Origin of the sequence: Actinokineospora terrae, from assembly GCF_900111175.1 — a bacterium.
Lineage (GTDB): Bacteria > Actinomycetota > Actinomycetes > Mycobacteriales > Pseudonocardiaceae > Actinokineospora > Actinokineospora terrae.
On the sequence record NZ_FOGI01000002.1, the window covers coordinates 550,469 to 570,971 of the forward strand.

At 71.3% G+C, this 20,503-nt stretch carries 14 protein-coding genes; 6 read left to right on the forward strand and 8 right to left on the reverse strand.

Annotation, left to right across the window (positions count from 1 at the left end; all coding sequences use genetic code 11):
• Positions 1-114 precede the first annotated feature (114 nt).
• Positions 115-2,250: a tetratricopeptide repeat protein gene (locus tag BMY07_RS05705; RefSeq protein ID WP_092775370.1), complete on the forward strand. Its 2,136-nt coding sequence runs from the start codon at positions 115-117 to the stop codon at positions 2,248-2,250.
• Between the two features lie 30 nt (positions 2,251-2,280).
• Here the strand turns inward: BMY07_RS05705 and BMY07_RS05710 are convergent, their stop codons facing one another.
• On the reverse strand, positions 2,281-3,903 hold the full coding sequence (locus BMY07_RS05710; RefSeq protein WP_092775371.1) for a hypothetical protein: 1,623 nt from the start codon (positions 3,901-3,903) through the stop codon (positions 2,281-2,283).
• A 241-nt stretch (positions 3,904-4,144) separates the two neighbouring features.
• On the opposite strand from BMY07_RS05710, the gene BMY07_RS05715 reads away from it, so the two are divergent.
• Both BMY07_RS05715 and BMY07_RS36145 read left to right on the forward strand, forming a co-directional pair.
• Complete coding sequence (locus tag BMY07_RS05715; protein WP_092775372.1) at positions 4,145-4,996, forward strand: helix-turn-helix domain-containing protein; 852 nt, start codon at positions 4,145-4,147, stop codon at positions 4,994-4,996.
• Between the two features lie 181 nt (positions 4,997-5,177).
• Complete coding sequence (locus BMY07_RS36145) at positions 5,178-5,423, forward strand: DUF397 domain-containing protein (RefSeq protein WP_092775373.1); 246 nt, start codon at positions 5,178-5,180, stop codon at positions 5,421-5,423.
• Here BMY07_RS36145 and BMY07_RS05725 read toward each other — a convergent pair.
• The 6 genes from BMY07_RS05725 to kdd all read right to left on the reverse strand — a co-directional run bounded on the left by BMY07_RS05725 (position 5,420) and on the right by kdd (position 13,157).
• On the reverse strand, positions 5,420-7,477 hold the full coding sequence (locus tag BMY07_RS05725; RefSeq protein WP_092775374.1) for an AMP-binding protein: 2,058 nt from the start codon (positions 7,475-7,477) through the stop codon (positions 5,420-5,422). The two genes, BMY07_RS36145 and BMY07_RS05725, sit on opposite strands and share 4 nt — an antisense overlap.
• Positions 7,478-7,641: 164 nt before the next feature.
• On the reverse strand, positions 7,642-8,037 hold the full coding sequence (kal, locus tag BMY07_RS05730; protein ID WP_092775375.1) for a 3-aminobutyryl-CoA ammonia lyase: 396 nt from the start codon (positions 8,035-8,037) through the stop codon (positions 7,642-7,644).
• Positions 8,034-8,867 carry a lysine 5,6-aminomutase subunit beta gene (gene kamE / locus BMY07_RS05735; RefSeq protein ID WP_281245037.1) on the reverse strand — a complete coding sequence of 278 codons (834 nt, stop codon included), beginning with the start codon at positions 8,865-8,867 and terminating at the stop codon, positions 8,034-8,036. Before kamE ends, kal begins: the two co-directional genes overlap by 4 nt.
• A complete protein-coding gene (gene kamD, locus BMY07_RS05740; protein WP_092775376.1) occupies positions 8,864-10,438 on the reverse strand; it encodes a lysine 5,6-aminomutase subunit alpha in 1,575 nt (524 codons plus the stop codon). The genes kamE and kamD overlap by 4 nt, the downstream gene beginning before the upstream one ends.
• A gap of 62 nt (positions 10,439-10,500) precedes the next feature.
• Positions 10,501-12,117: an amidohydrolase gene (locus tag BMY07_RS05745; RefSeq protein WP_092775472.1), complete on the reverse strand. Its 1,617-nt coding sequence runs from the start codon at positions 12,115-12,117 to the stop codon at positions 10,501-10,503.
• Positions 12,118-12,119: 2 nt separating this feature from the next.
• A complete protein-coding gene (gene kdd, locus BMY07_RS05750) occupies positions 12,120-13,157 on the reverse strand; it encodes an L-erythro-3,5-diaminohexanoate dehydrogenase (RefSeq protein ID WP_092775377.1) in 1,038 nt (345 codons plus the stop codon).
• A gap of 121 nt (positions 13,158-13,278) precedes the next feature.
• Between kdd and BMY07_RS05755 the strand changes: the two genes are divergently transcribed.
• Positions 13,279-14,706, forward strand: a complete 1,428-nt coding sequence (locus BMY07_RS05755; RefSeq protein WP_245782226.1) for a KamA family radical SAM protein — start codon at positions 13,279-13,281, stop codon at positions 14,704-14,706.
• 504 nt (positions 14,707-15,210) lie between these two features.
• Here BMY07_RS05755 and BMY07_RS05760 read toward each other — a convergent pair.
• On the reverse strand, positions 15,211-16,644 hold the full coding sequence (locus BMY07_RS05760; protein WP_245782227.1) for a S28 family serine protease: 1,434 nt from the start codon (positions 16,642-16,644) through the stop codon (positions 15,211-15,213).
• A 742-nt stretch (positions 16,645-17,386) separates the two neighbouring features.
• On the opposite strand from BMY07_RS05760, the gene BMY07_RS05765 reads away from it, so the two are divergent.
• A complete protein-coding gene (locus BMY07_RS05765; protein ID WP_143073376.1) occupies positions 17,387-17,737 on the forward strand; it encodes a hypothetical protein in 351 nt (116 codons plus the stop codon).
• 190 nt (positions 17,738-17,927) lie between these two features.
• Positions 17,928-20,462 (forward strand): ABC transporter permease, encoded by a 2,535-nt coding sequence (locus BMY07_RS05770; protein ID WP_143073377.1) that lies wholly within the window; start codon positions 17,928-17,930, stop codon positions 20,460-20,462.
• Positions 20,463-20,503 lie beyond the last annotated feature (41 nt).

The following is a 20,503-nucleotide window of genomic DNA, read 5'->3' on the forward strand; positions in this document are numbered from 1 at the left end:
TCGGTCATTGCCGCCATCTCGGGGTGTCGCTGCCGGTAGCCTGGCATTTCCGGAGATCAGCTGAGAGACTGGATTCTCCATCTGGAGGAACCCGACCCGTCCGGGGGAACTTCGATGTCCATCGAGCCGCTCGACCCCGCGGGCGGGGCGCGCCGCCCACGACATCCCCGCGCGCTGGGCCACTCGACCAACCAACTCCCCGGGTCCGTCTTCGGCACCCTGGTGCAAGCCGACCGGGTCGACCTGCTGGTGGTCGGCATGTCGGACGCGGTCGACCGGGCGCTGCCGCCCCGGCAGGTGCCCGCGCCGATCTGCGAGGTGCTGGCGCGCGAGCGCGAACTGGCCGTGCTCGACCGGGCCGCGAACCCGACCGGGCGGGCACACCGGCCGAGCGTGCTGGTGGTGAGCGGCATGAGCGGGGTCGGCAAGACGGCGGTCACCACGCAGTGGGCGTGGTCCAACCGGTCGCGCTTCACCGGCGGCCAACTGTTCAGCGACCTCTCGCAGCACCGCGGTCGTGGCGCTGTCGCGACGGTCGAGGTGATGGGCGGGTTCCTCCGGGCGCTCGGGGTGCACGAGCAGCACATCCCGCCCGACCTCGCGAGCCGTGCCGCGTTGTTCCGCACCAAGACATCGGACGCGCCGGTACTGGTGGTGCTCGACAACGCCGACCAGGCGGCACAGGTCAGACCGTTCGTGCCCGGATCACCCGACAGCGTCGTGCTGGTGACCAGCCAGCACCGGCTCAGCGGGCTGCTGGTCGAGGGCGCGAGCCCGCTCGCGCTGCGGCCGCTCGACACCGACGCCAGCTACCGCCTGCTCGTCGACCAGGTCCCCGCCGAGGTCCGCGTGGCACTGCCCCGCGAGGAGGTCGGCGCGCTGATCGACCTCTGCGGCGGCCTCCCCCTGGCGTTGCGCATCGCGGGGGCCAGGTTGAACGAGGCCACCAGGTGGCCCGTGCGCAGGCTCCGCGAGTACCTGTCCGACGAGAAGCACCGGCTCCGCCGCCTAGCCGTGGGAGGACACACCGTGCGACACGTGTTCGACACGACCGTCGACAACCTCCAGCCCCGGCTGCGCACGCTCTACCGCAGGCTCGGGCTGCACCCGGGCGCCGAGTTCAGCGTCGCGGCAGCGGCGACGGTCTCCGGGTTCTCCGAGACCGACACCGCCGACGCGCTCGACCACCTCTTCGAGGCCAACCTCGTCGAGGGCGTCCGCCCGCACCGGTTCCGCTTCCACGACCTGGTGCGGCTGCACGCGCGAGCCGTCGCCGACCAGGACGAGCCCAGGGCGGAGCTGGACACCATCCTCGACCGGATCACGTCCTGGTACCTGGCCGGGGCGCGCGCGGCCGACCTGGCCATGATGGGCGTCGCGCGCTGGCGGTCCTGCGACCACGCCACCGCCGACTGGGGCGGGCCGGAGTTCACCCCGTCGACCGCGGTCGACTGGTGGGAGACCGAGCGGCAGAACCTGCTCGAGACGGTCCGCACCGCGGACGACCGGGGCGACGCAGGCACGGTGTTGGCGCTCTGCGAGGCGCTGTGGCCGCTCTACCACGGCCTGAAGTACTACACGGACTGGATCGAAGCGCACCTCGCGGGCATCCGGGCCGCGTTGATCCTGCGCGACGACGTCGCCGAGACGCGGATGCGCAACCAGTTGGCGCGCGCGTACGTGGAGCTGCGCGAGTTCGACCAGGCGGACGGGCAACTGGAGCTGGCGCTGGTCGCGGCGCGGCGGTCGGACGAGCCGCGCGCGGTGGCGGTCGTGCGGGAGTCGCGCGGGGTGGTCCGCCGTGAGCGCGGCGACTTCCCGGGCGCGGCGGCCGAGTTCGAGGAGTCCCTGCTGATCAACGAGCAGGTGGCCGACGACCGCGGGACCGCGCTGCAGCTCTACCACTTGGCGGACGTCCTGGTCCGAGCGCGGGAGCCGCTGCGGGCCATCGAGTTGCTCGACCGGGCCGCCCGCATCACCGAGGAGTTGGGCGACGACACCACCTCCGCCAGGGTGGACATCGTGTTCGGCGCCGCCTACCAGGAACTGGGTCTGCCCGAGTCCGCGCAGCCCTACCTCGAACGCGCGGCGGCGACGGCACGGGACCGCGGCCTGCGGGCCAAGGAGATCGAGGCGCTGGGGCGGTTGGTCGCGGTGCTGGGTCCGGACGCGCCCCAGTCGACCGCGGTCGCCGAGCGGTTGGCCTCGCTCACCGACACGACCGAGCCGGGGTACCACACCGAGCAGTGATCGCACCCGAACCAAGGCGAGTGCGCTGGGTCAAGGCGAGTGCGCGTTGGCCGACACCCGGGTGATCGCGAGGGTCGAGCGCGCGACGCCGACCTGGACCTCCAGCGCGGTCATCACGCAGCCCGGCTCGACCGCGAGGTGGTAGACGGCCGCGGCAACGGCGGCAGAGTCGATGGGCGCGCCCCCGGTACGCCGGACCTCCCACTTCGCACCCAGTCGAGTCCCCACGAGCAGCCGCGATTCGTGGACACCGGCGGCGAGGAAGCACTGCGAGTCGCGCACGGTGCGAGCGATCCACGCCCACACCGTGTCCGCGTCGTTGTCGTCACTGCGCACCCGGACCTCCGCCGTGTTCCTGAGGTCCCGGTTGGACTCGTGCTCGTCCACGACCAACACAGGTGCCCTGTCGTCGTCCACGGGCCGGTGGTGCTCAGCCAGGGCCGCGGGGTATCGCTCGACCGACACCGTGACCGCGCAGTCGGGTCCGATGGTGAGCGACATCCGGGAGAGGAAGGAGGTCACCCCGCGCTCGTCCCGTTCGACCTCCAGCGGGGCGTAGCGCCGCGGGTGCGGGACCTGGGCGGGCGGGTCGAGCGCCATGAGTTCGTAGAAGCGCACCTGGAGCAGCCGCAGGGATTCACCGGAGTTGCCCATCGCCTGCCTGGCGACCTGGGTGACCCCGGAGTCCGCGTAGGTCGCCATGACGTCAACGATCTGGTCGCGCAGGTCCACAGCGGGATCGAGCGGGCGAGCGGCTCGGACGAAGTCCAGCGTGGTCGAACCCTTCACCAGTTCGTCATCTCCCCTACCCGCGAACAGAAATGGTCGACCGAGCGCGGCGGCGTACACGGACACCGAGCCGTGGTCACCGATGAACGCGTCGGTGGCGATCAGCGCGGCAGGCCAGTCGGAGGTCGGCATGACCGTGATCAAACCCGCCTCGGACGCGGCGCTGAGCAGCCCCCGCACCGAGAAGCCGGAGTGCAGCGTCCACACATTGGGATGCAAGATCAACACGACTCGGTACTCGTCGTGCGGTAGCGCCGCCAGGACACGGTTCACCAGCCGGTGGTCGTACCCGAGGGTCGAGTCGCGCCCCCAGGTCGAGGAGATCCCCACCAGCTTCTGGCCTGGCGTCACACCGAGGCGGCGGCGGAACCGTTCACGCGACCCCAGGTTGGCCAACATCCTGTCCCAGGTGGGGTCCCCCATCTGGAACGCGTACGGGACCGCGCTCGGGTTCGCCCGGCAGAGCTGCTCCACCTGAGACTCGCAGGACAGCCCGATCGCCGCCGCGACGATGACACCATCGCGCACGAGTTCCGCGGTGGACAACCCGACCGGAGCGTCGAGGTCGAGCGTCCGGTACAAAACGCGACGGTTGTAGCCGGTTCCATGGGCCATGGTGGCGACCGGGCCGAGAAGGTCGCCGAGCGCGTCATCGGTGTGCGCCGCGATCACCAGGTTGAACTCCATGGTACGGGCGAGCTCCCAGTCAATCAGCCGCACATCCAACAGCGCTAACGGATCGCGCAACTTTCCGCCGAACTGGGAACCCTCGTTGACGGTCCAGAAAATGGCCAGCCGGTCATCGCCGTCAATGGCGCGCAGCACGTCGAGCACCCGGCTGAGATCCGTGCGGGTCCGGAGCACGACACAGACCCGGCGGACGCGCGACCAGGTTTCCCCGGAGTCTTCGGCAGCAGCACACATCCGGCCACTCCTTACACACGACAGGCTGAAAAACTGCCCCTCACCAAGCGACCAAGCCGACGTACGATAGCTTTGCGCCATCAGCCGATGGATGGCATGCTCTTCGACTTACGTCGGAGAGCTTGCTTAGGTTCGACATGTAGCAGCATGACATGTCGGGCGTCGTTTTGGGAGGTCGCACGTGTCCGACATCCGGGGCTCGAGACCCCAACAGCGCAAACTCCGTCTCGAACTCCGCCATGCCCGCACCAATGCGGGATTCTCCCAACGGCAAGTGGCGGACGCGCTCGAGTGGTCGCTGTCCAAAGTGGTCAGAATTGAGCAGGGCGCGGTCGGGGTGTCGATCACCGATCTGCGCGCGCTGCTACACCACTACGGAATCTCGGATCGACAGGTCGTCGACGACCTGCTCGACCTCGCCCGCAAGCGCACCGAGAGCCGCTGGTGGGAGAAGCACACCAAGGACGTCCCCTCGGCACTCATCCAGCTGATCGAACTGGAGGACGTGGCGACGCTGATCCGGCAGTACCAGGGGCACATCGTGCCAGGCATGTTGCAGACCGAGGATGTCGTTCGAGCGGTCATCTCGAGTTACCCGGGCGATCCGGCCTGGATCGAGCAGACCATCAAGATCCGCTTGCGCAGGCAGCAAATCCTGGATGACGAGAGTCGGGAGTTCGTCTACATCCTGGACGAGTCCGCCTTGCGCAGGGTCCTGGGTTCGCCGGAGATCATGTCGGCGCAGTACCGCAGGCTGTTCGAGTTGAACGACCGACCCAACATCTCGATCTCGGTGATTCCGTTCAGTGCGGGCTCCCACCAGGCCATGCAAGGGTCCTACACGGTGCTCGAGACACCCGTGGGATACGCGGAGGACGACGTGGACTCGGTCGTCTTGCTCCAGGGCCCACTCCGGGACTCGATAATCCGCCGGGACGTCAATCGGATCAGCGAGTACGTCGAAGCGTTCGCCGAACTAGAGCACATGGCCGTTTCATTGGACAAATGGGAAGGGAAGAACACCCTGGTGTAGCGCGTCAGAACCCACCTCAGGTCACCGGTTGTCGCGTATTTGTCAACACCGGTGATCGGGTTAGCCCTGTCGGCCCTAGCTCACAAGCGCCCAGGAGACCTAACCTTCACCACGTACGGCTCAGTCGGGGGCCCGGGTGGCACCGCCATGCGCGGACTCCCGCCATGGAGGGAGTTCGCGCATGGCCTCAGCAAACAAGCCCACCGTGGTTGAAGTCGACGACAATGGTAGGCGTTGGGCTAAAAGTTCGACCAGCGACGTGAACGGGGGCAACTGCATTGAGGTTGCCACCGATCGCGAATTGATTCGCATTCGCTCGTCCTTGAACAGGCGAAATGCCATCGTCACCGTGCCTGTATCCGCATGGTCGCCCTTTATCGACCTCGCGACTCGACTAACTCCTCAGAATCCAGCGTCGATCAGCTAGTCCTGATCGGCGAGGAGGCGTTTGACGACTTTGCCCGTGGCGTTGCGGGGGACGCGGGGGATGAAGATGACGTCGCGGGGGACTGAGGGGCGTTCTAGGTGGTCGTGGACGTAGTCGCGGATGGCGGTGGCGGCTAGGTGGGTGCCGGGTTTGAGGGCGATGTAGGCGGCGAAGCGTTGGCCGTATTCGCGGTCGGGGACGCCGACGACGGCGGCGTCGGCCACGGCGTCCAGGCCCAGTAGCAACTCCTCCACGGGGCGGGGGAAGACGTTCTCGCCGCCGGAGATGATCATGTCGTCGTCGCGGCCGGAGACGAAGAGCCTGCCGTCGGCGTCGAGGTAGCCGCGGTCGCCGGTGACCATCAGGTCGTCGTGCATCTCCGTGCTGGTGCCGTTGGTGTAGCCCTCGAACAGCATCTCGTTGCCCACGCAGATCCGCCCGACCGCGCCCGGTGCGACCGGCACGCCCTCCGCGTCGAGTATCCCGACCCTGGTGCCCACCGGGCAGCGGCCCGCGGTGGTCGGGGCGGCGCGCAGGTCGGTGGGGTCGGCGATGCTGGCCCAGGACACCTCGGTCGAGCCGTACAGGTTGTAGAGGACGTCGCCGTAGGAGTCCATGAAGGACGTCACCAGCTGCCGCGACAGCGCCGACCCGCTGGAGGCGACCACGCGCAGGCTGGACGTGTCGTAGCGGGCCCTGGTCCGCTCGGGCAGCGCCATGATCCGCTGCAGCATGACCGGCACGGCGATCAGCGCGGTGCACCTGAGCTCGGCGATGGCGGCGAGGGTCGCCTCGGCGTCGAACCGGCGCTGCAGCACCAGCGACGCGTGCAGCGGCATCCCCAGCTGGACCGCGGCCAGACCCCAGGTGTGGAACAGCGGCGCGGCCACGAGCATCCGCTCCCCCGCGCGCAGCGGTATCCGCGACAGCACCGAGGCGGCCGACCCGAGGCCGGGCGGGTTGCGGCGGCGGGCGCCCTTGGGGGTGCCGGTGGTGCCCGAGGTCAGCACGATGATCTTGCCTGCCTGCTCCGGCGGGCGGATCGGGGTCGCGGGCGCGGCGGCGATGACGGCGTCGAGGGTCAGCTCACCCGGCGCGGCCGACCAGGTGGAGATCCACGGCAGCGACGCGGGCAGGTTGTGGAACAGCGGCGCGAACTCGTCGTCGGCGGCCAGCGCGACCGGTCGGTGCGCCTCGACCAGGTCGGCGACCTGGTCGGCGGACAGGCCGGTGTTGAGCAGCAGCACGTCCGCGCCGAGCTTGCCGCAGGCGATGGTCATCTCGACCAGACCGGCGTGGTTGCGGCACATCAGCGCGACCCGGCGCCCGGCCCGGACACCGTGCCTGGCCAGGCCGTTGGCCAGCCGGGTGGTCCTGCGGTCGATCTCGTCGAAGGTCAGCTTGCCGCGCTCGTCGACCAGCGCCACCGCGTCGGGCACCCGCGCCGACGCCGCCTGGTACCCGCCGACCAGGGTGGCGCCCCAGCGGGCCAGCGCGCCCAGCTGCCGCATCACCCGGTCCGGTCTGCCCGGGTTGAGCACCCCGGCCCTGGCGAGGGTGCGGGCGACGGTGAGCGCGGACTGGCCGCGGGAGGTCTGGTCGATGCGGGTCGGCGAGCTGGTGATGGCCCGGCCGGAGAGGTGGTCGTCGACGCGGGTGAGGCCCTTGCGAACGCGCTTGCGCAGCCAGGCGTTGGTCATCGCGGTGCCCGCGGTGAGGTCCTCGGGCAGCGACAGCACGACCTCGACCATGGTCCGGCCCGCGGCGGGTTCGAGCCGGATGGACAGGTGCCCGCCCGCCCAGCCCGGTCCGACCAGCACCAGGTGCTCGCCGGGCCGGTTCACCAGGACCTCGACCCGGTCGTGCACCGGTTCGCCGCCGGCGACGCTGAACCGCACCCGGTAGCGGGGCTTGCCGGACTGGGCCTGCTCGCGCTCGGCGCAGGCGATCTCGCGGACGAACCGCGGGTAGAGCGCGGGGTCGCCGAGGACCTCCCAGACCTGCTCCGGCGTGTGGTCGAGGACCTGCCGCACCTCGACGAGCTCCTCCGGCATGGTCCTCCGTCGTCGACGGCCGCGGGGAACCCAGGTCAACACCCCGACAGCGTTGTTCACACCTGGTTCCGGTTGTTATCAGCGAAGGGCCGACCGGCGCAAGCCAGGCGTCCGCCGAACGGAGTAACAACAGGCAACATCACTCACTCGGCGCAGCGAAACGACTACTCGATCCCCGCTGGTGGGACCACGACCGTGCCCCTTGCGCGGGTGATGACCACAGGCGGTTCCAGCACGTCGGCCGCGGACGGTCCACGCTCCGGGGCGGCCCGGCACACCACGCGCGCCTCGAACTCCACGCCCCGCGACCGGGTGCCGACCCGCACGAGGGTCGCGGTCGCCTCGACCACGTCGCCCGCGCGCAGCGGCGCCAGGAACTCGACCTGCTCGTACCCGGCGAACAGGCCCTCGTCGCCGTCGGTCCGCACGCACAGCTCGGTGGCGACGTCGCCGAACAGGCCCAGCGCGTAGGCGCCGTCGACCAGGCTGCCGCCGTAGTGGGCGTGGGCGTGCGGCACGTAGCGCCGGTGGGTGACGCTCAGGCCGGGCTCGGGGCTCATGCGGGCTGCTCCTTGCGCTGGTTGATGGCGTGGACGAGGTAGCTGGCGACCTCGCCCGGGGTGGTGCCACGGCTGAACACGCGGTCGACGCCCAGGTCACCGGCCATCCGCGGGTCGAACCTGGGGCCACCGGCGATGAGCAGCGGGCGGCGGCCGCCCATGGCCTCGCGGAAAGCCGCCGACATCTCCTGGGTGTTGAGGATGTGCGCGTCGCGCTGGGTGACGACCTGCGACACCAGCACCGCGTCCGCCTTCTCCGCGCGCGCCCGCTTCACCAGGTCGGGCACGCTGACCTGGGCGCCGAGGTTGACCACCCGCAGCTCCCGGTAGTACTCCAGGCCCTTCTCCCCCGCGAAGCCCTTGATGTTGAGGATCGCGTCGATGCCCACGGTGTGCGCGTCGGTGCCGATGCAGGCGCCGACCACGACCATCTTGCGCCGCAGCGCCCGCTTGATCACGGTGTTGACCTCGCTGGGCGGCAGCAGCGGGTACTCGCGCTCGACGACCTCGACCTCGGTCAGGTCGATGATGTGCCGCACCGAGCCGTAGACGACGAAGAAGGTGAAGTCGGGGCCGATGGCGTGGGAGTGCACGACCATGGCCGGTTCCATGCCCATCTTGGCCGCGAGCAGCAGCGCGGCACCCTCGGCGCGGGGGCCGTGCGGGACGGGCAGGGTGAACGAGGTCTGCACCATGCCGTCGCCGCTGGTGTCGCCATAGGGGCGGACGTAGCGCTTGGTGTCGGTGGCCGCGGTGTTCGTGGCTGCCGTGTCGGTGGCCGCGGTGTCAGAGGCACTGGCGTCGGCTGGTGCGGGCCGGGTGGTGGTCACTTGGTCGCCCCCTCGTCGAGCAGGTCGGTGGCCGGGTTGCGGTAGCCGTCGGCCTTGGCGACCACGCCCGCGACGCCCCTGCCCTGGTCCGGTGGGCGCTTCATCAGGCCGAAGGTGCCGCTGGCGATGGCGGTGAGCAGCCCGTCGTCGACGATCCGGCCGAGCAGGTCGACGGCCTCGCCGAGCACCTGGTGGGCGCGCTTGACGATCAGCCCGTCCGGGGCGGGCCGGAAGTCCTCGGCCAGTCCCCCGGCGGCGTCGAGCACGTAGCGGACGTTGGCCAGGGCGAGGTCGCGGTCGGACAGGAACGGGGTGACCACGGCCTCGGTCATCATCCCGACCAGCAGGATCGACTGGCCGGTGAGCGCGCCCGCGAGGTTGAAGAACCCGTCGAGCAGGTAGCCGTTGAACACGTCGCCGGTCATGTGCTTGGTCGGCGGCATCCACTTGAGCGGGGCGTCCGGGAACAGCTCGCGGGCCAGCAGCGCGTGCGCCAGTTCCAGCCGGAACGACTCGGGGACCTTGGGGTTGATCTCGAAGGCGTGGCCGAGGCCGAGCAGCTCGTCGGGCAGCCCGGCCTCGTGCGCGAAGTGCTCGTTGAGCAGCTGCGAGACGGTGACGGTGTGCGCGGCGTCGACGGCGTCGGCGGTGGTGAGGTAGTTGTCCTCGCCGGTGTTGATGATGATGCCCGCGCGGGCGTGCACCTGGCGGGAGAACCGCTGGTCGACGAAGGTGCGGATGGGGTTGATGTCGCGGAAGAGGATGCCGTACATGGAGTCGTTGAGCATCATGTCCAGCCGCTGCAGTCCGGCGAGGACGGCGATCTCGGGCATGCACAGGCCGGAGGCGTAGTTGGTGACCCGCACGTACCGGCCGACCTCCCTGGACACCTCGTCCATGGCGGCCCGCATGATCCGGAAGTTCTCCTGGGTGGCGTAGGTGCCAGCGAACCCGTGGTGGGTGGCGCCCTCGGGCACGTAGTCCAGCAGGGACTGCCCGGTGGACCGGATCACCGCGATGATGTCGGCCCCCGCCCTGGCGGCGTTGGCGGCCTGCACCACGTCCTCGTCGATGTCCCCGGTCGCCACGATGAGGTAGATCCACGGACGGCGCGGCGGGTCCCCGAGCTTGGCGACCAGCTTGTCGCGCTGGGCGCGGTTGCGGTCGACGGTCCGCAGCCCCTTGGCGACGGCGGCCCGGGCGGCCTTGTCGGCGCGGGTGGCGTCCTTGCCGGTCGGCACCCGGAAGGTGACCTGCCCCGCGGCGGTGGCCTCGGCGAGCTCGGTCAGACTGCCCAGGTCGTGCTCGGCCAGGGCGTGGAACACCGGCCCGCACACGCCGTCTTGCAGACCACAGTGCTCGGCAACGGTGTCGACAACCCGGTTGACCCACGGCACGTCACCCGCGCGATGGGTGCTGTCCGCCCCGGTGATCCCCGCGAGCCGCAACGTGGCGCGCTCGACGGAGACCGTGGTGTGCGAGCGAGCGATCTCCACCACCGGCGCGGCCGCCTTGGCCGCCAGCCGGCGCGCGGTGGCGACCACCGCCGGATCCAGGTCAAGAAGCGGCACGTGGACTCCCCTCGCGGGTCGTGCTGTCGTTGTCGGAGTCGATGCGCGAACTGATCACCGCGTCAGGAGGTGGCATGTGGGGGCACCTCGTGGTCGTAGATGGTGTGGCCGCGCAGGACGGTGCGTAGGCAGGTGGGGGTGGGGGTCTCGGGGGCCATTGGGGGGAGGCCGGGGACTCGGGAGCGGGGGTCGGTGGACCAGCGGCGGACCCGGTCGTCGGGGACGGCTACTACGAGTTCCGGGGCGTCCCACACGGCGAAGGTGGCGGGGGCTCCGGGGACGAGGGTGCCGGTGAGGCCGTCGTCGATGCCTGCGGCGCGCCAGCCGCCTCGGGTGTGGGCGGTGAAGGCGGCTCGGGGGGAGAGGCCGGAGCCGTCGGTGCGGTGGTTGACGGCGGCGCGGACGGTGGACCAGGGGTCGACCCTGGTGACCGGGGCGTCGGAGCCGAGGGCGAGGACGACACCGGCGGCGGCGAGCAGCGAGTACGGGTTGAGCGAGGTGCCGCGCTCAACCCCGAGCCGGGTGGCGTACATGCCGTCCGGTCCGCCCCACGTGGCGTCGAACTGCGGTTGGACGGAGGCGACGACGCCCCACTGGCCCAGTTGCCTGGCCTGGTCCGGGGTGACCATCTCCAGGTGTTCGAGCCGGTGCCGCGCCCCGGCCAGCTCAAGCAGGCCGACCCGCTTCTCCGCCAGCGCGAACCCGGCGACCACCTCGGCGGTCGCGGCGTCGCCGATGACGTGGAACCCGGCCTGGATCCCGGCCTCGGTGCACACCACCAGGTGCTCGGCGATGGCCGCGGCGTCGAGGTACAGCGCGCCGCTGGTGTCGGCGTCAGCGTAAGAGGCACACAACGCCGCCGTACGGGACCCGAGCGCGCCATCGACGAACAGGTCGCCCGCCAAGCCCCGGACGCGGTGCCGGACGGCCAGGTCAGCGGGCCCGATCTCGCCCCAGTACCCGACGACCTCCGGCAGGTCGCCACCCGCGCGGGCCAGCAGCGCGGTCAGGTCGTCGGCGCCGGAGATGTCGGGGCCCGCGCACTCGTGGACGCACGCGGTGCCCTGGGCGGCGGCGTGCCGGAGGAACTCGAGTTGGGCCTCGTCGCGCTGCGCGGGGGTGATGGCGTCCTGGGCGGCGCGGCGGGCGCGGTGGTGGGCGTCGCGGGTCAGCGGGCCGTCCGGGTGGTAGCCGTCGGCGCCGCGGGCGCCGGGGGCGCGGTCGAGCAGGGCGGTCGACACCAGGGCGGAGTGGACGTCCACCCGGGACAGGTAGACCGCGGCGGACCCGGCGGCCTCGTCGACCTCGGCGCGGGTCGGCGGGCGGTTCTCCGGCCAGGTCGTCTCGTCCCAGCCGTGCCCCCACACCAGCGGGTGCCCGCTCGCCCGGACGTGCGCGGCGACCATGGCCAGGCACTCGGCGAGGGTCCTGGCGCCGGTCAGGTCGAGGCCGACGCGCAGCAGCCCGGCGGAGGTGGCGTGCACGTGGGCGTCGACGAACGCGGGCGCGACGAAGGCACCGTCGAGGTCGACCACTTCGCCGTCACCGTGCAGTGCGCGGCCCACCGAGTCCTGGCCTAGCCACACGACGACGCCGTCGCGCACGGCGATCGCGGTGGCGGACGGGTCGGCCGGGGAGTGCACGCGGCCCCCGGTGTAGAGGGTGCTGGAAGTCGTCACGGTCACTGAGTCTCGCGGGCGGCGAACAGCGCGCGCACCCCGGGCTCGGCGCGCAGCAGGTCGAGCGCGAAGGCGGCGTGACCGGGCACGTACCCGTTGCCGACGAGCATCCGGACGTCCGCGGCGAGCCCCTCGGCGCCGAGCGCGGCGGCGGGGAACGAGGTGGCCATGGAGAAGAACACGACCGTGCCGCCGTCCGCGGTCGCCATGATCGCGCCGTGCTCGCAGCCGGGCACGTCCACGCAGACGACGGTGACGTCGACCGGGGTGCCGATCGCGGCGTGCACGGCGAGCGGGTCGCGGGCGTCGGCGACGACGACCTCGTCGGCCAGCCCGGCCGCGCGCACGGCGTCCGCCTCGGCGACCGTGGGGACGAGCGCGACCACGCGGGTGGCCCCGGCGCGGCGGGCGGCGGCCAGCGACAGCGACCCGGACTTGCCGCCACCGCCGAGCACCAGCACGGACGCGCCCACGCCCGCCTCGCGGACGACGCGGTCGGTCAACGCGGGGGCGCCGCAGACGTCCATCACGGACAGGGCGATGCCGTCCGGCAGGTCGTCGGGCAGCACGGCGGCGATAGAGCGGCCGAACAGCACCGCGGTCCCCCGACACGGGACCTGCTCGCTTAGCCCGTCCCAGTCGGCGAGGCCGTCCGTGATCCGCAGCGGGGTCAGGGTAAGCGAGACGAGAGTCGCGATCCGGTCGCCGACCTCTAGCGCCAACGGCGAGTCAGGGCCGACAGCGGAGACCGTGCCCAGGAGCATGCCGCCGGACCCGGTGACCGGATTCTGCATCTTGCCGCGCTCGGCGACGATCCCCAGCACGGCGGCGCGGACGGCGTCACCGGTGCCGTGCTGCTCGCGGAGCTGCCGGTAAGAGGCCGCGTCGAGGTTGAGCCGGTCGACGTCGATGACGACCTCGTCGGCGTACGGCTCGGGGTCGGGGTCGAGCCGGTGCGCCTGCTGCGGCAGCACCCCGGCGGGCTCGACCACCCGGTGCAGCCCGAACGGCGAGCCGACCCGTGCGACCTGTGCGTTCATCCCGAGCCCTCCGTGTGACGTCATGTCAGTGACCGCATGGCGGCGAAAGTGCTGTAGATTTTACGGAGCACTAGCGCTCTGGCAGCATATCTTCACGCCACCCTAGCGGCTAGGAGTACATATGACTGCGTTGCGGGACTTGCGGCAGGCGGACACGACCGTGTCCGCCGCGGTGCGCGACGGCGCCCACCAGCCCTACGAGTACGTCCGGCGCGAGCTGGTGGAACCGGACTGGCGGCGCTTCCCCGGCTGGTCGGGGGTCACCGAGGCGCAGTGGCGGGACGCGCAGTGGCAGCGGGTGAACTGCGTCAAGAACGAGCGGCAGCTGCGCAAGGTCGTCGGCGACCTGCTCGCCGAGTCGTTCTACGCCGAGCTGCTGGCCGACCAGGAGCAGCTGGCCACCATGTCGATGCTGCTGCCCCCGCAGATGCTCAACACCATGGCACCCACGGCGGAGGCGGCCGAGTTCACCGAGGCGTTCTTCGCCGACCCGATCCGCCGCTACATGCTGCCCGTGCGCTCCGACCGCGACCCGGAGTGGCCGAGCCACCCGCACTCGGCCCGCGACTCGCTGCACGAGGCCGAGATGTGGGTGGTCGAGGGGCTGACCCACCGCTACCCGACCAAGGTGCTCGCCGAGCTGCTGTCCACCTGCCCCCAGTACTGCGGGCACTGCACCCGGATGGACCTGGTCGGCAACTCCACCCCGCAGGTCGACAAGCACAAGCTGGCCCTCAAGCCGGTCGACCGGCAGGACCAGATGATCGAGTACCTGCGCCGCACCCCGGGTGTGCGCGACGTGGTGGTCTCCGGCGGCGACGTGGCGAACGTGCCGTGGAAGCAGCTGGAGTCGTTCCTGATGCGGCTGCTCGACATCGAGACGGTGCGCGACATCCGGCTGGCGACCAAGGCGCTGGCGGGGCTGCCGCAGCACTGGTTGCAGCCGTCGGTGGTCGAGGGTCTGGAGCGGGTCGCCCGCACGGCCGCGCGGCGCGGGGTGAACCTGGCCATCCACACCCACGTCAACCACGCCCAGTCGGTGACCCCGCTGGTCGCCGAGGCGGCGCGGACGGCGCTGGAGGTCGGGGTGCGCGACGTGCGCAACCAGGGCGTGCTGATGCGGGGCGTCAACGCGACCCCGGAGGCGCTGCTCGACCTGTGCTTCGCGCTGCAGGGCGAGGCGAACGTGCTGCCCTACTACTTCTACATGTGCGACATGATCCCCAACGCCGAGCACTGGCGGGTCGCGGTGTGGGAGGCCCAGGAGCTCCAGCACGCGATCATGGGCTACCTCCCCGGATACGCCACCCCCCGCATCATCTGCGACGTCCCGTACGTCGGAAAGCGCTGGGTCCACCAACTCGCCGAGTACGACCGCGAACTCGGCGTCTCCTACTGGACCAAGAACTACCGCGCGGGCACCGAACGCTCCGAAACCGAGGACGCCGCCGCCATCCTCAGCCGCCGCTACCCGTACTACGACCCGATCAGCAGCCTCCCCACCACCGGCCAACAGCACTGGCGAGACCACCCGACCTACGAGGGCTGAACCCCGGCGGTCGCCCAAGTGAGCGAGGGCCACCTGGGCGACCGCCGATCCCCTCCCCCACGCAGCGGCTACTCACGAGCCGCCTGCAGGTCCCTGTCGCCCAGCCCGTGTGGCCACCCGCCCTGCTTCCTCGTCATGTGATCCGAAACGGCGCGGCTCGCGCAGTCGAGCCGGTGGCGCCCGCGGACCTGCTCGAACGCGCCACGGACACGGCGCCCATGGCAGCACTCGCTCGGTGTCGACGTGCCCGAACGGACGGGTGGGCAGTGATTCGGCGAGGACCCCGCCGGCACGCCATAGGCCACCGATACGCCGCTGCGGTGCTTACTGCCGACCACGCACCGCACCGGGGTCGTCTCACCTGACCGGCGTGAAGTCGCGGCGACCTCGGGCCGGGCGTGGACGACGCTCGGCGGGCTATTGGTCAGCCGCAGCCAGGGGGCTGCGGCAAGCGAAGGGGGCGGGCAGCCGTGTGGCCACCCGCCCCCTTCGTTGTCGCTCGGTTTAGAAGGGGCGCCTGCGGGGCGGCTCGGCGCGGTCGAGGTCGGTGATGCCGTCGGAGGCCTTCTCGGCGAAGGCCGGGGCGGTGACGTTGGCCCAGCGGCGCAGGGTCGCGGTGGCGGCGGTCTGGTCGGCCGGGGCGAGGGCGGCGATGTTGGCGCCGTGGTTGGCGCCCGGGGCGATGTAGAGGTGCGAGTCGCGGCGGCTGGGGACGAACTGCTCGGCGCCCCACGGGTCGTTGGCGCCGTAGACGAACAGCAGTTCCGAGCCGCGGGTGCGGACCCAGCGGTCGACGTCGAGCATCGGCCGGGAGTCGTAGCGGCGGCGCAGGTCCGGCGGGAGGCTGGAGTTCGCCTGGTACAGGTTCGGGTACTTGGTCAGGCCGCGCAGGTGCTCGAACTTGGGCTGCGGCCAGCCGAGCTGGGTGGCGGCCTGGTAGTAGTACGGCGCGTACGGGGTGATGCCCTGGTCGGCGTAGAAGGCGAACCCGGCGGTGGCGTCGATGAACGCGTACAGCTGGTCGTCGGTCGCGGTCTTGGCCGGGACGGTCGCGCAGTCGGCCTGGGTCGAGTACTGCCAGAACGCCCACACGGTGTCCAGGACGGTCATCTCGTAGGCCTTGTCGATCGACCCGAGCACCCCGGTGAACGTCCACCCGGCGGCGGTCGCGGCGGCCTGGTACTTCGCCACCAGCGCGGTGCGCCGCTTCAGGGCCTCCTTCTGCACGTCGTCGAGCTTCGCGCGGCAGGCCGGGTCGTTGCCCACGGTCTGGAAGAACCGGTCGTAGGCGCGGTCGGAGTCGTTGACCGCGTCGTTGGGGGCGACGTAGGCGACGACACCGGCGACGTCGTCGGGGTAGAAGCGGCGGTGGTAGATCGAGGTCATGCCGCCCTTGCTGGCCCCGGTGGAGATCCACTTGGCGGCGTAGACGCGCTTGAGGGCGCTGACGATGCGGTGGTGGTCGGTCGCCGCCTGCCAGATGTCCAGGTCGTCCCAGTCCGCGTTCGCGGGCCGCGACGGGGTGAAGAACCGCTGCTCCACCGAGATCTGGTTGCCGTCGATGAGCCGGGTCGGCTCCGAGCGGAACGCGTTGACCGACATGTTGTAGCCGGTGGTGTGCAGCACGACCGGCCGCGCGGTGTCCTTGTGCAGCAACTGGAACCGCTGCTCGAAGGTCGCGCCGCGCGGGTTGTGGTGGTCGACCGGCTGCTTGAACGTCAGCAGGAAGAACCGGTACCCCGCGGGCGGGGTGGCCGACTCCGACACGACCGTCAGACCGGGCACGGCCTTGAGCTGGTCGAGGATGTCGGCGCTGGTGACGTTCTGGCTGACGGCGGTGGCGGGCGACGCCTGCGCGGGGGAGGCCGCCACGGCCACCCCCACCACGGCGGCGACCGCCAGTCCCGCCGCGAGCGCCCGTCTGGTGCGGATGAGCACGCCCATACTCCTTGGGGTCGGTGTTCTGCTGCGGCAGTTCCCTGCCCGCAGGGATGGCAGAGTCTTGCGCACCGGCCCCGCTGTCCGAAAGCCGCCGACAATCGCCCCACGACGGTTGTAGGGGTCCATTCGGGAACACCCGACACCCGGCTGCTTGCCGCCCCGCCGGGGCAACTCGCGCAGGTGAGCGGTGCCGTCCGCCGGTCCCGGGATGCCGTCCGCCACCGTGCGCGCGGGCCAGGCTGCTGGCGGACGGGTGTGATCCAAACCTGACTGGGATGGAACCCGCCCCCAACCTGATAGCCCGGTCGGCGCATCACATTCACCGCACTGCGCCTGTGATTGACACCCACCCGGGAAAGTGACCACCCGTAGACGCCACAGCGCGGACAGCAGACGCCCGCCTCCGCCTCTCGCCGGAAAGCCTCCGACGGCATCGTCGCCCCGGCCTTCGCCGAGAAGGCCTCCGACGGCATCACCGACCTCGACCGCGCCGAGCCGCCCCGCAGGCGCCCCTTCTAAACCGAGCGACAACGAAGGGGGCGGGTGGCCACACGGCTGCCCGCCCCCTTCGCTTTCCGCGTCGGCGCCAGGGCAGCACCAGCACGCGTGTTGGCCGTTCCGGCGGACACCGGTACCTCGACAGAACGTCACCTCGAGAGCCTCGGGGCACACGAACGTGGTCGACATCGAGACCCGTGCAGGCGCTGACGGCGCGTCGGCAGCCCAGCACGATGGTGAGATGGCCAACCAGACTGGGTTCACCGTCATACGAAAGATGGCCGCCGCGACGGCCGCGGTCATGTTGGGCGTGGGTGCGACGCTGGTGGCCGCGTCACCTGCGGCCGCCGCACCGCCCGCGCAGTACGGCGGCGGGGTCGACATCAACGGGTGGTGCGTGGCGAAGTACAGCGCCCCGTGGCACGCGGAACTCCGCACCCACAACGCCCACGGCTGGGTGTGCCAGTGGGGCCACGACACCGCTGCCTGGCGCTCGGTCGACATGTACGCGGCATGCAGGCGCACGTACGGACCAGCGAGCACCGCGCGGTACACCGACTACAAAAATCCCTACTCCTGGTATTGCACCTGATCGACCAGTTCGTCCGGACTCCCGCCGAGGCTGCCCGGCTCGCCGTCGACGCAGGCGCCCCACCGTGATCCACAGCGGAACACCACGTTTCCGTCGTTGCGTGATCGGGTGGACACGGACTGTCCGGGGTGGATCTCGAATGGGTCGCGGTGGGTGGGATGGGGTGGGGGCGGCGGTAGCGTGCCGGTCCATGCAGTTGCCTTGGAGGGCGGCTCCGCGGGCGGCGGTGTCGAGTCCGCTGACGGTGTTGGTTGCGTTCGTGGCGGCGTTGTTGCTCAGTTTCGTGGGGGCGGCGGCGGTGTTGCACGCGGATTCGGCGGGGTCGGCGGCGGTCGCGTACCAGGCGGGGCGGTTGTGCGGGCAGACGGTGCCGCCGGTGGTGGATGGGAACCGGGTGTCGGTGGCCGACGCAGGGGATGTCCTGCGGATCTCGGCTGAGCAGGGGCGGGCGGCGGGGTTCGGCACCGTCATCGGGGCGGTGTACTCGCCGGTGCGGCAGTGGGACTTCAACGGGCCGCACCCGTGGTCGCAGTTCGGGTACCGCGACGGCGCGCTGGACAACCTGCGGGTGGTCGAGGGCGGGAGCCGGGACGGGCTGTGGGTGCCGCGCAGCGTCGCCGACGACGCCGGGATCAAGATCGGTGACCGCGGGCTGAACGGCACGCTCCCGCCGGTGACCGCGATCTACGCCGACGTCAGCGACCCGGTGCCCGCGTACTGGTGCTCCGAGCAGCAGCGGATCATGCCGAACCCTCTAGCCACCGAGGGCGCCACGGCCGCAGTCGTCTGGTTCCCCACTCTGGACTCGTTCACCGCCTCTATGGGCCCCGTGAGCGGTAACGCCGCCGCGGTCAGTGTCCGCTTCCCTGCCCCGACACCCACCACCACTGACGAGGCCGCGGCCTTGGTCGCACGCGGTAAGACCGTGGTCGACGGGGTGACCTCGCAGTTGCGGGCGCGGGACAAGGCGCGGCTGGTGATCGCGTCGAACTACTTCGCGAAACCGGTCGAGGTCGCGCACTCCGCCGAGTCGACGGTCTTGGGCGCGGTGCTGCCGTTGACGGTCATCAGCCTGCTGGTCGGGTTGGCCGGGGTCGGCGCGGTGACCGTGCAGTGGGTGCAGCGCAGGCACGCCGAACTGCGACTGCTGTGGGCGCGCGGCGCGGGACCGGTAGCCCTTGGCTGGCGCGCGGTGCTGGAGTTGGCCGCGCCGTTGCTCCTTGGCGCGGCAGCCGGTTTGCTCGCGGCACGGTTGACCCTGCCTTGGTACGCGCCCTCGACAGCCCTGACCGACGGCACAGTCGGTGTCGCCGCTCTTGTCGCGGCCAGCGTCCTAGTAGCCGCATTGCTGGTCGTAGGCGCGGTGACGGCGGCGCGGACGCACCGGGAGTTCCAGGCAGGTAGTACGCGTCGCACGTCACGGGTGTGGCGGTTCGTGCCGTGGGAGCTCATCACCGCCGGGTTGGCCTACCTCGCGTGGGCACGGCTGGACAGCATGCCCACGAAGCTCCAGTTCGGACAACCGCTGCCGCAGAACGCTGACGCGGTCGGGTTGGCGTTCCCGTTGCTGGTAGTCCTGACCGTCGCTCTAGTCACCGTCCGCCTGGCGCGGTGGGCACTCACTGCCGCACACCGCGCTGACCTCTGGCGGGCACCAGCGGTGCACCTAGCGCTGCGCAGACTGTCGGCCGCCGCCGGTTCCGCGGTGGGGATCCTGCTGGTCGGGACGCTCGCGGTGGGCACGCTGACCGTGGGGGTCGGGGTGGCGGCCGCGCAGAGCGAGGCGCTGGACACCAAGTCGGGGCTGTTCGTCGGCGCCGAGTCGACCGCGCAGATCCCCGGCCGGGTCGCCATCGCCGGACTGCCGCCCGCACTGGCCCAGCACGCCACCGTGGTCGGCGTGGTCAAGACCGGGCAGAGCATCGTGCTGGCGGTCGACCCGGCGACGTTCACCCGCTCGGCGTGGCTCGGCGACCGCGACCCGGACGACGTCGCCGCGCGGCTGTCCACACTGGCCGGTCCCGGGGTCCGCGCGCTGCGGGTCGGGTCCACACCGGACGCCCCGGCCGAGCTGCCCAGGGTGGGCGCGGTCCGCCCGGTCGGGCAGGTCGCGTCGTTCCCGCTGATCGGCACCGGCCGCGGGTACGTGGTGTCGCGGGCGTCGCTGCCGGACCCGGAGCAGATCGACGTGTGGCAGGTCTGGTCGTCCAGGTCCAGCGCCGAACTGGTCGCCGACCTGGACGCGGCCGGGATCCACCACCTGCACTCCCGGTCCAAGGCCCTGGCGCTCGACGGGCTGCCGTTCCTGACCGTCACCTGGACCTTCGACTTCGTCACCGCGCTGGGCATGGTGCTGGCCATCGTCGCCGCGGCCGCGCTGGTCCTGGCGGTGGAGGTGCGGCGCAGGCAGAACGCGCTGGCCGGGGCCCTGGCGACCCGGATGGGCCTGCGGCAGCGGACCCTGGTCGCCAGCCACCTCACCGAACTCGGGGCACTGGCGGGCATCTCGGTCGCGGCGGGCAGCGCGGCGGGCGCGGTCTGCGCGGCCGTGTCGGCACCGATGCTGGACCCGTCGCCGTGGCTGCGCCCGGTGGCGGCGGCGCCGAACCTGGTGCCGCTGGTCTCGACGACGACACTGGTGGCCGCGGTGGTGGTGGCGCTCGTGTGCTGGTCGGCGGTGCGCTCGGTCACCACCGCCCGGGTCGGGGAGCTGATCCGTGGCTGAACCGATGTTCGATGCCCGCCGAGCGGCAGCAGTGGCGCGCA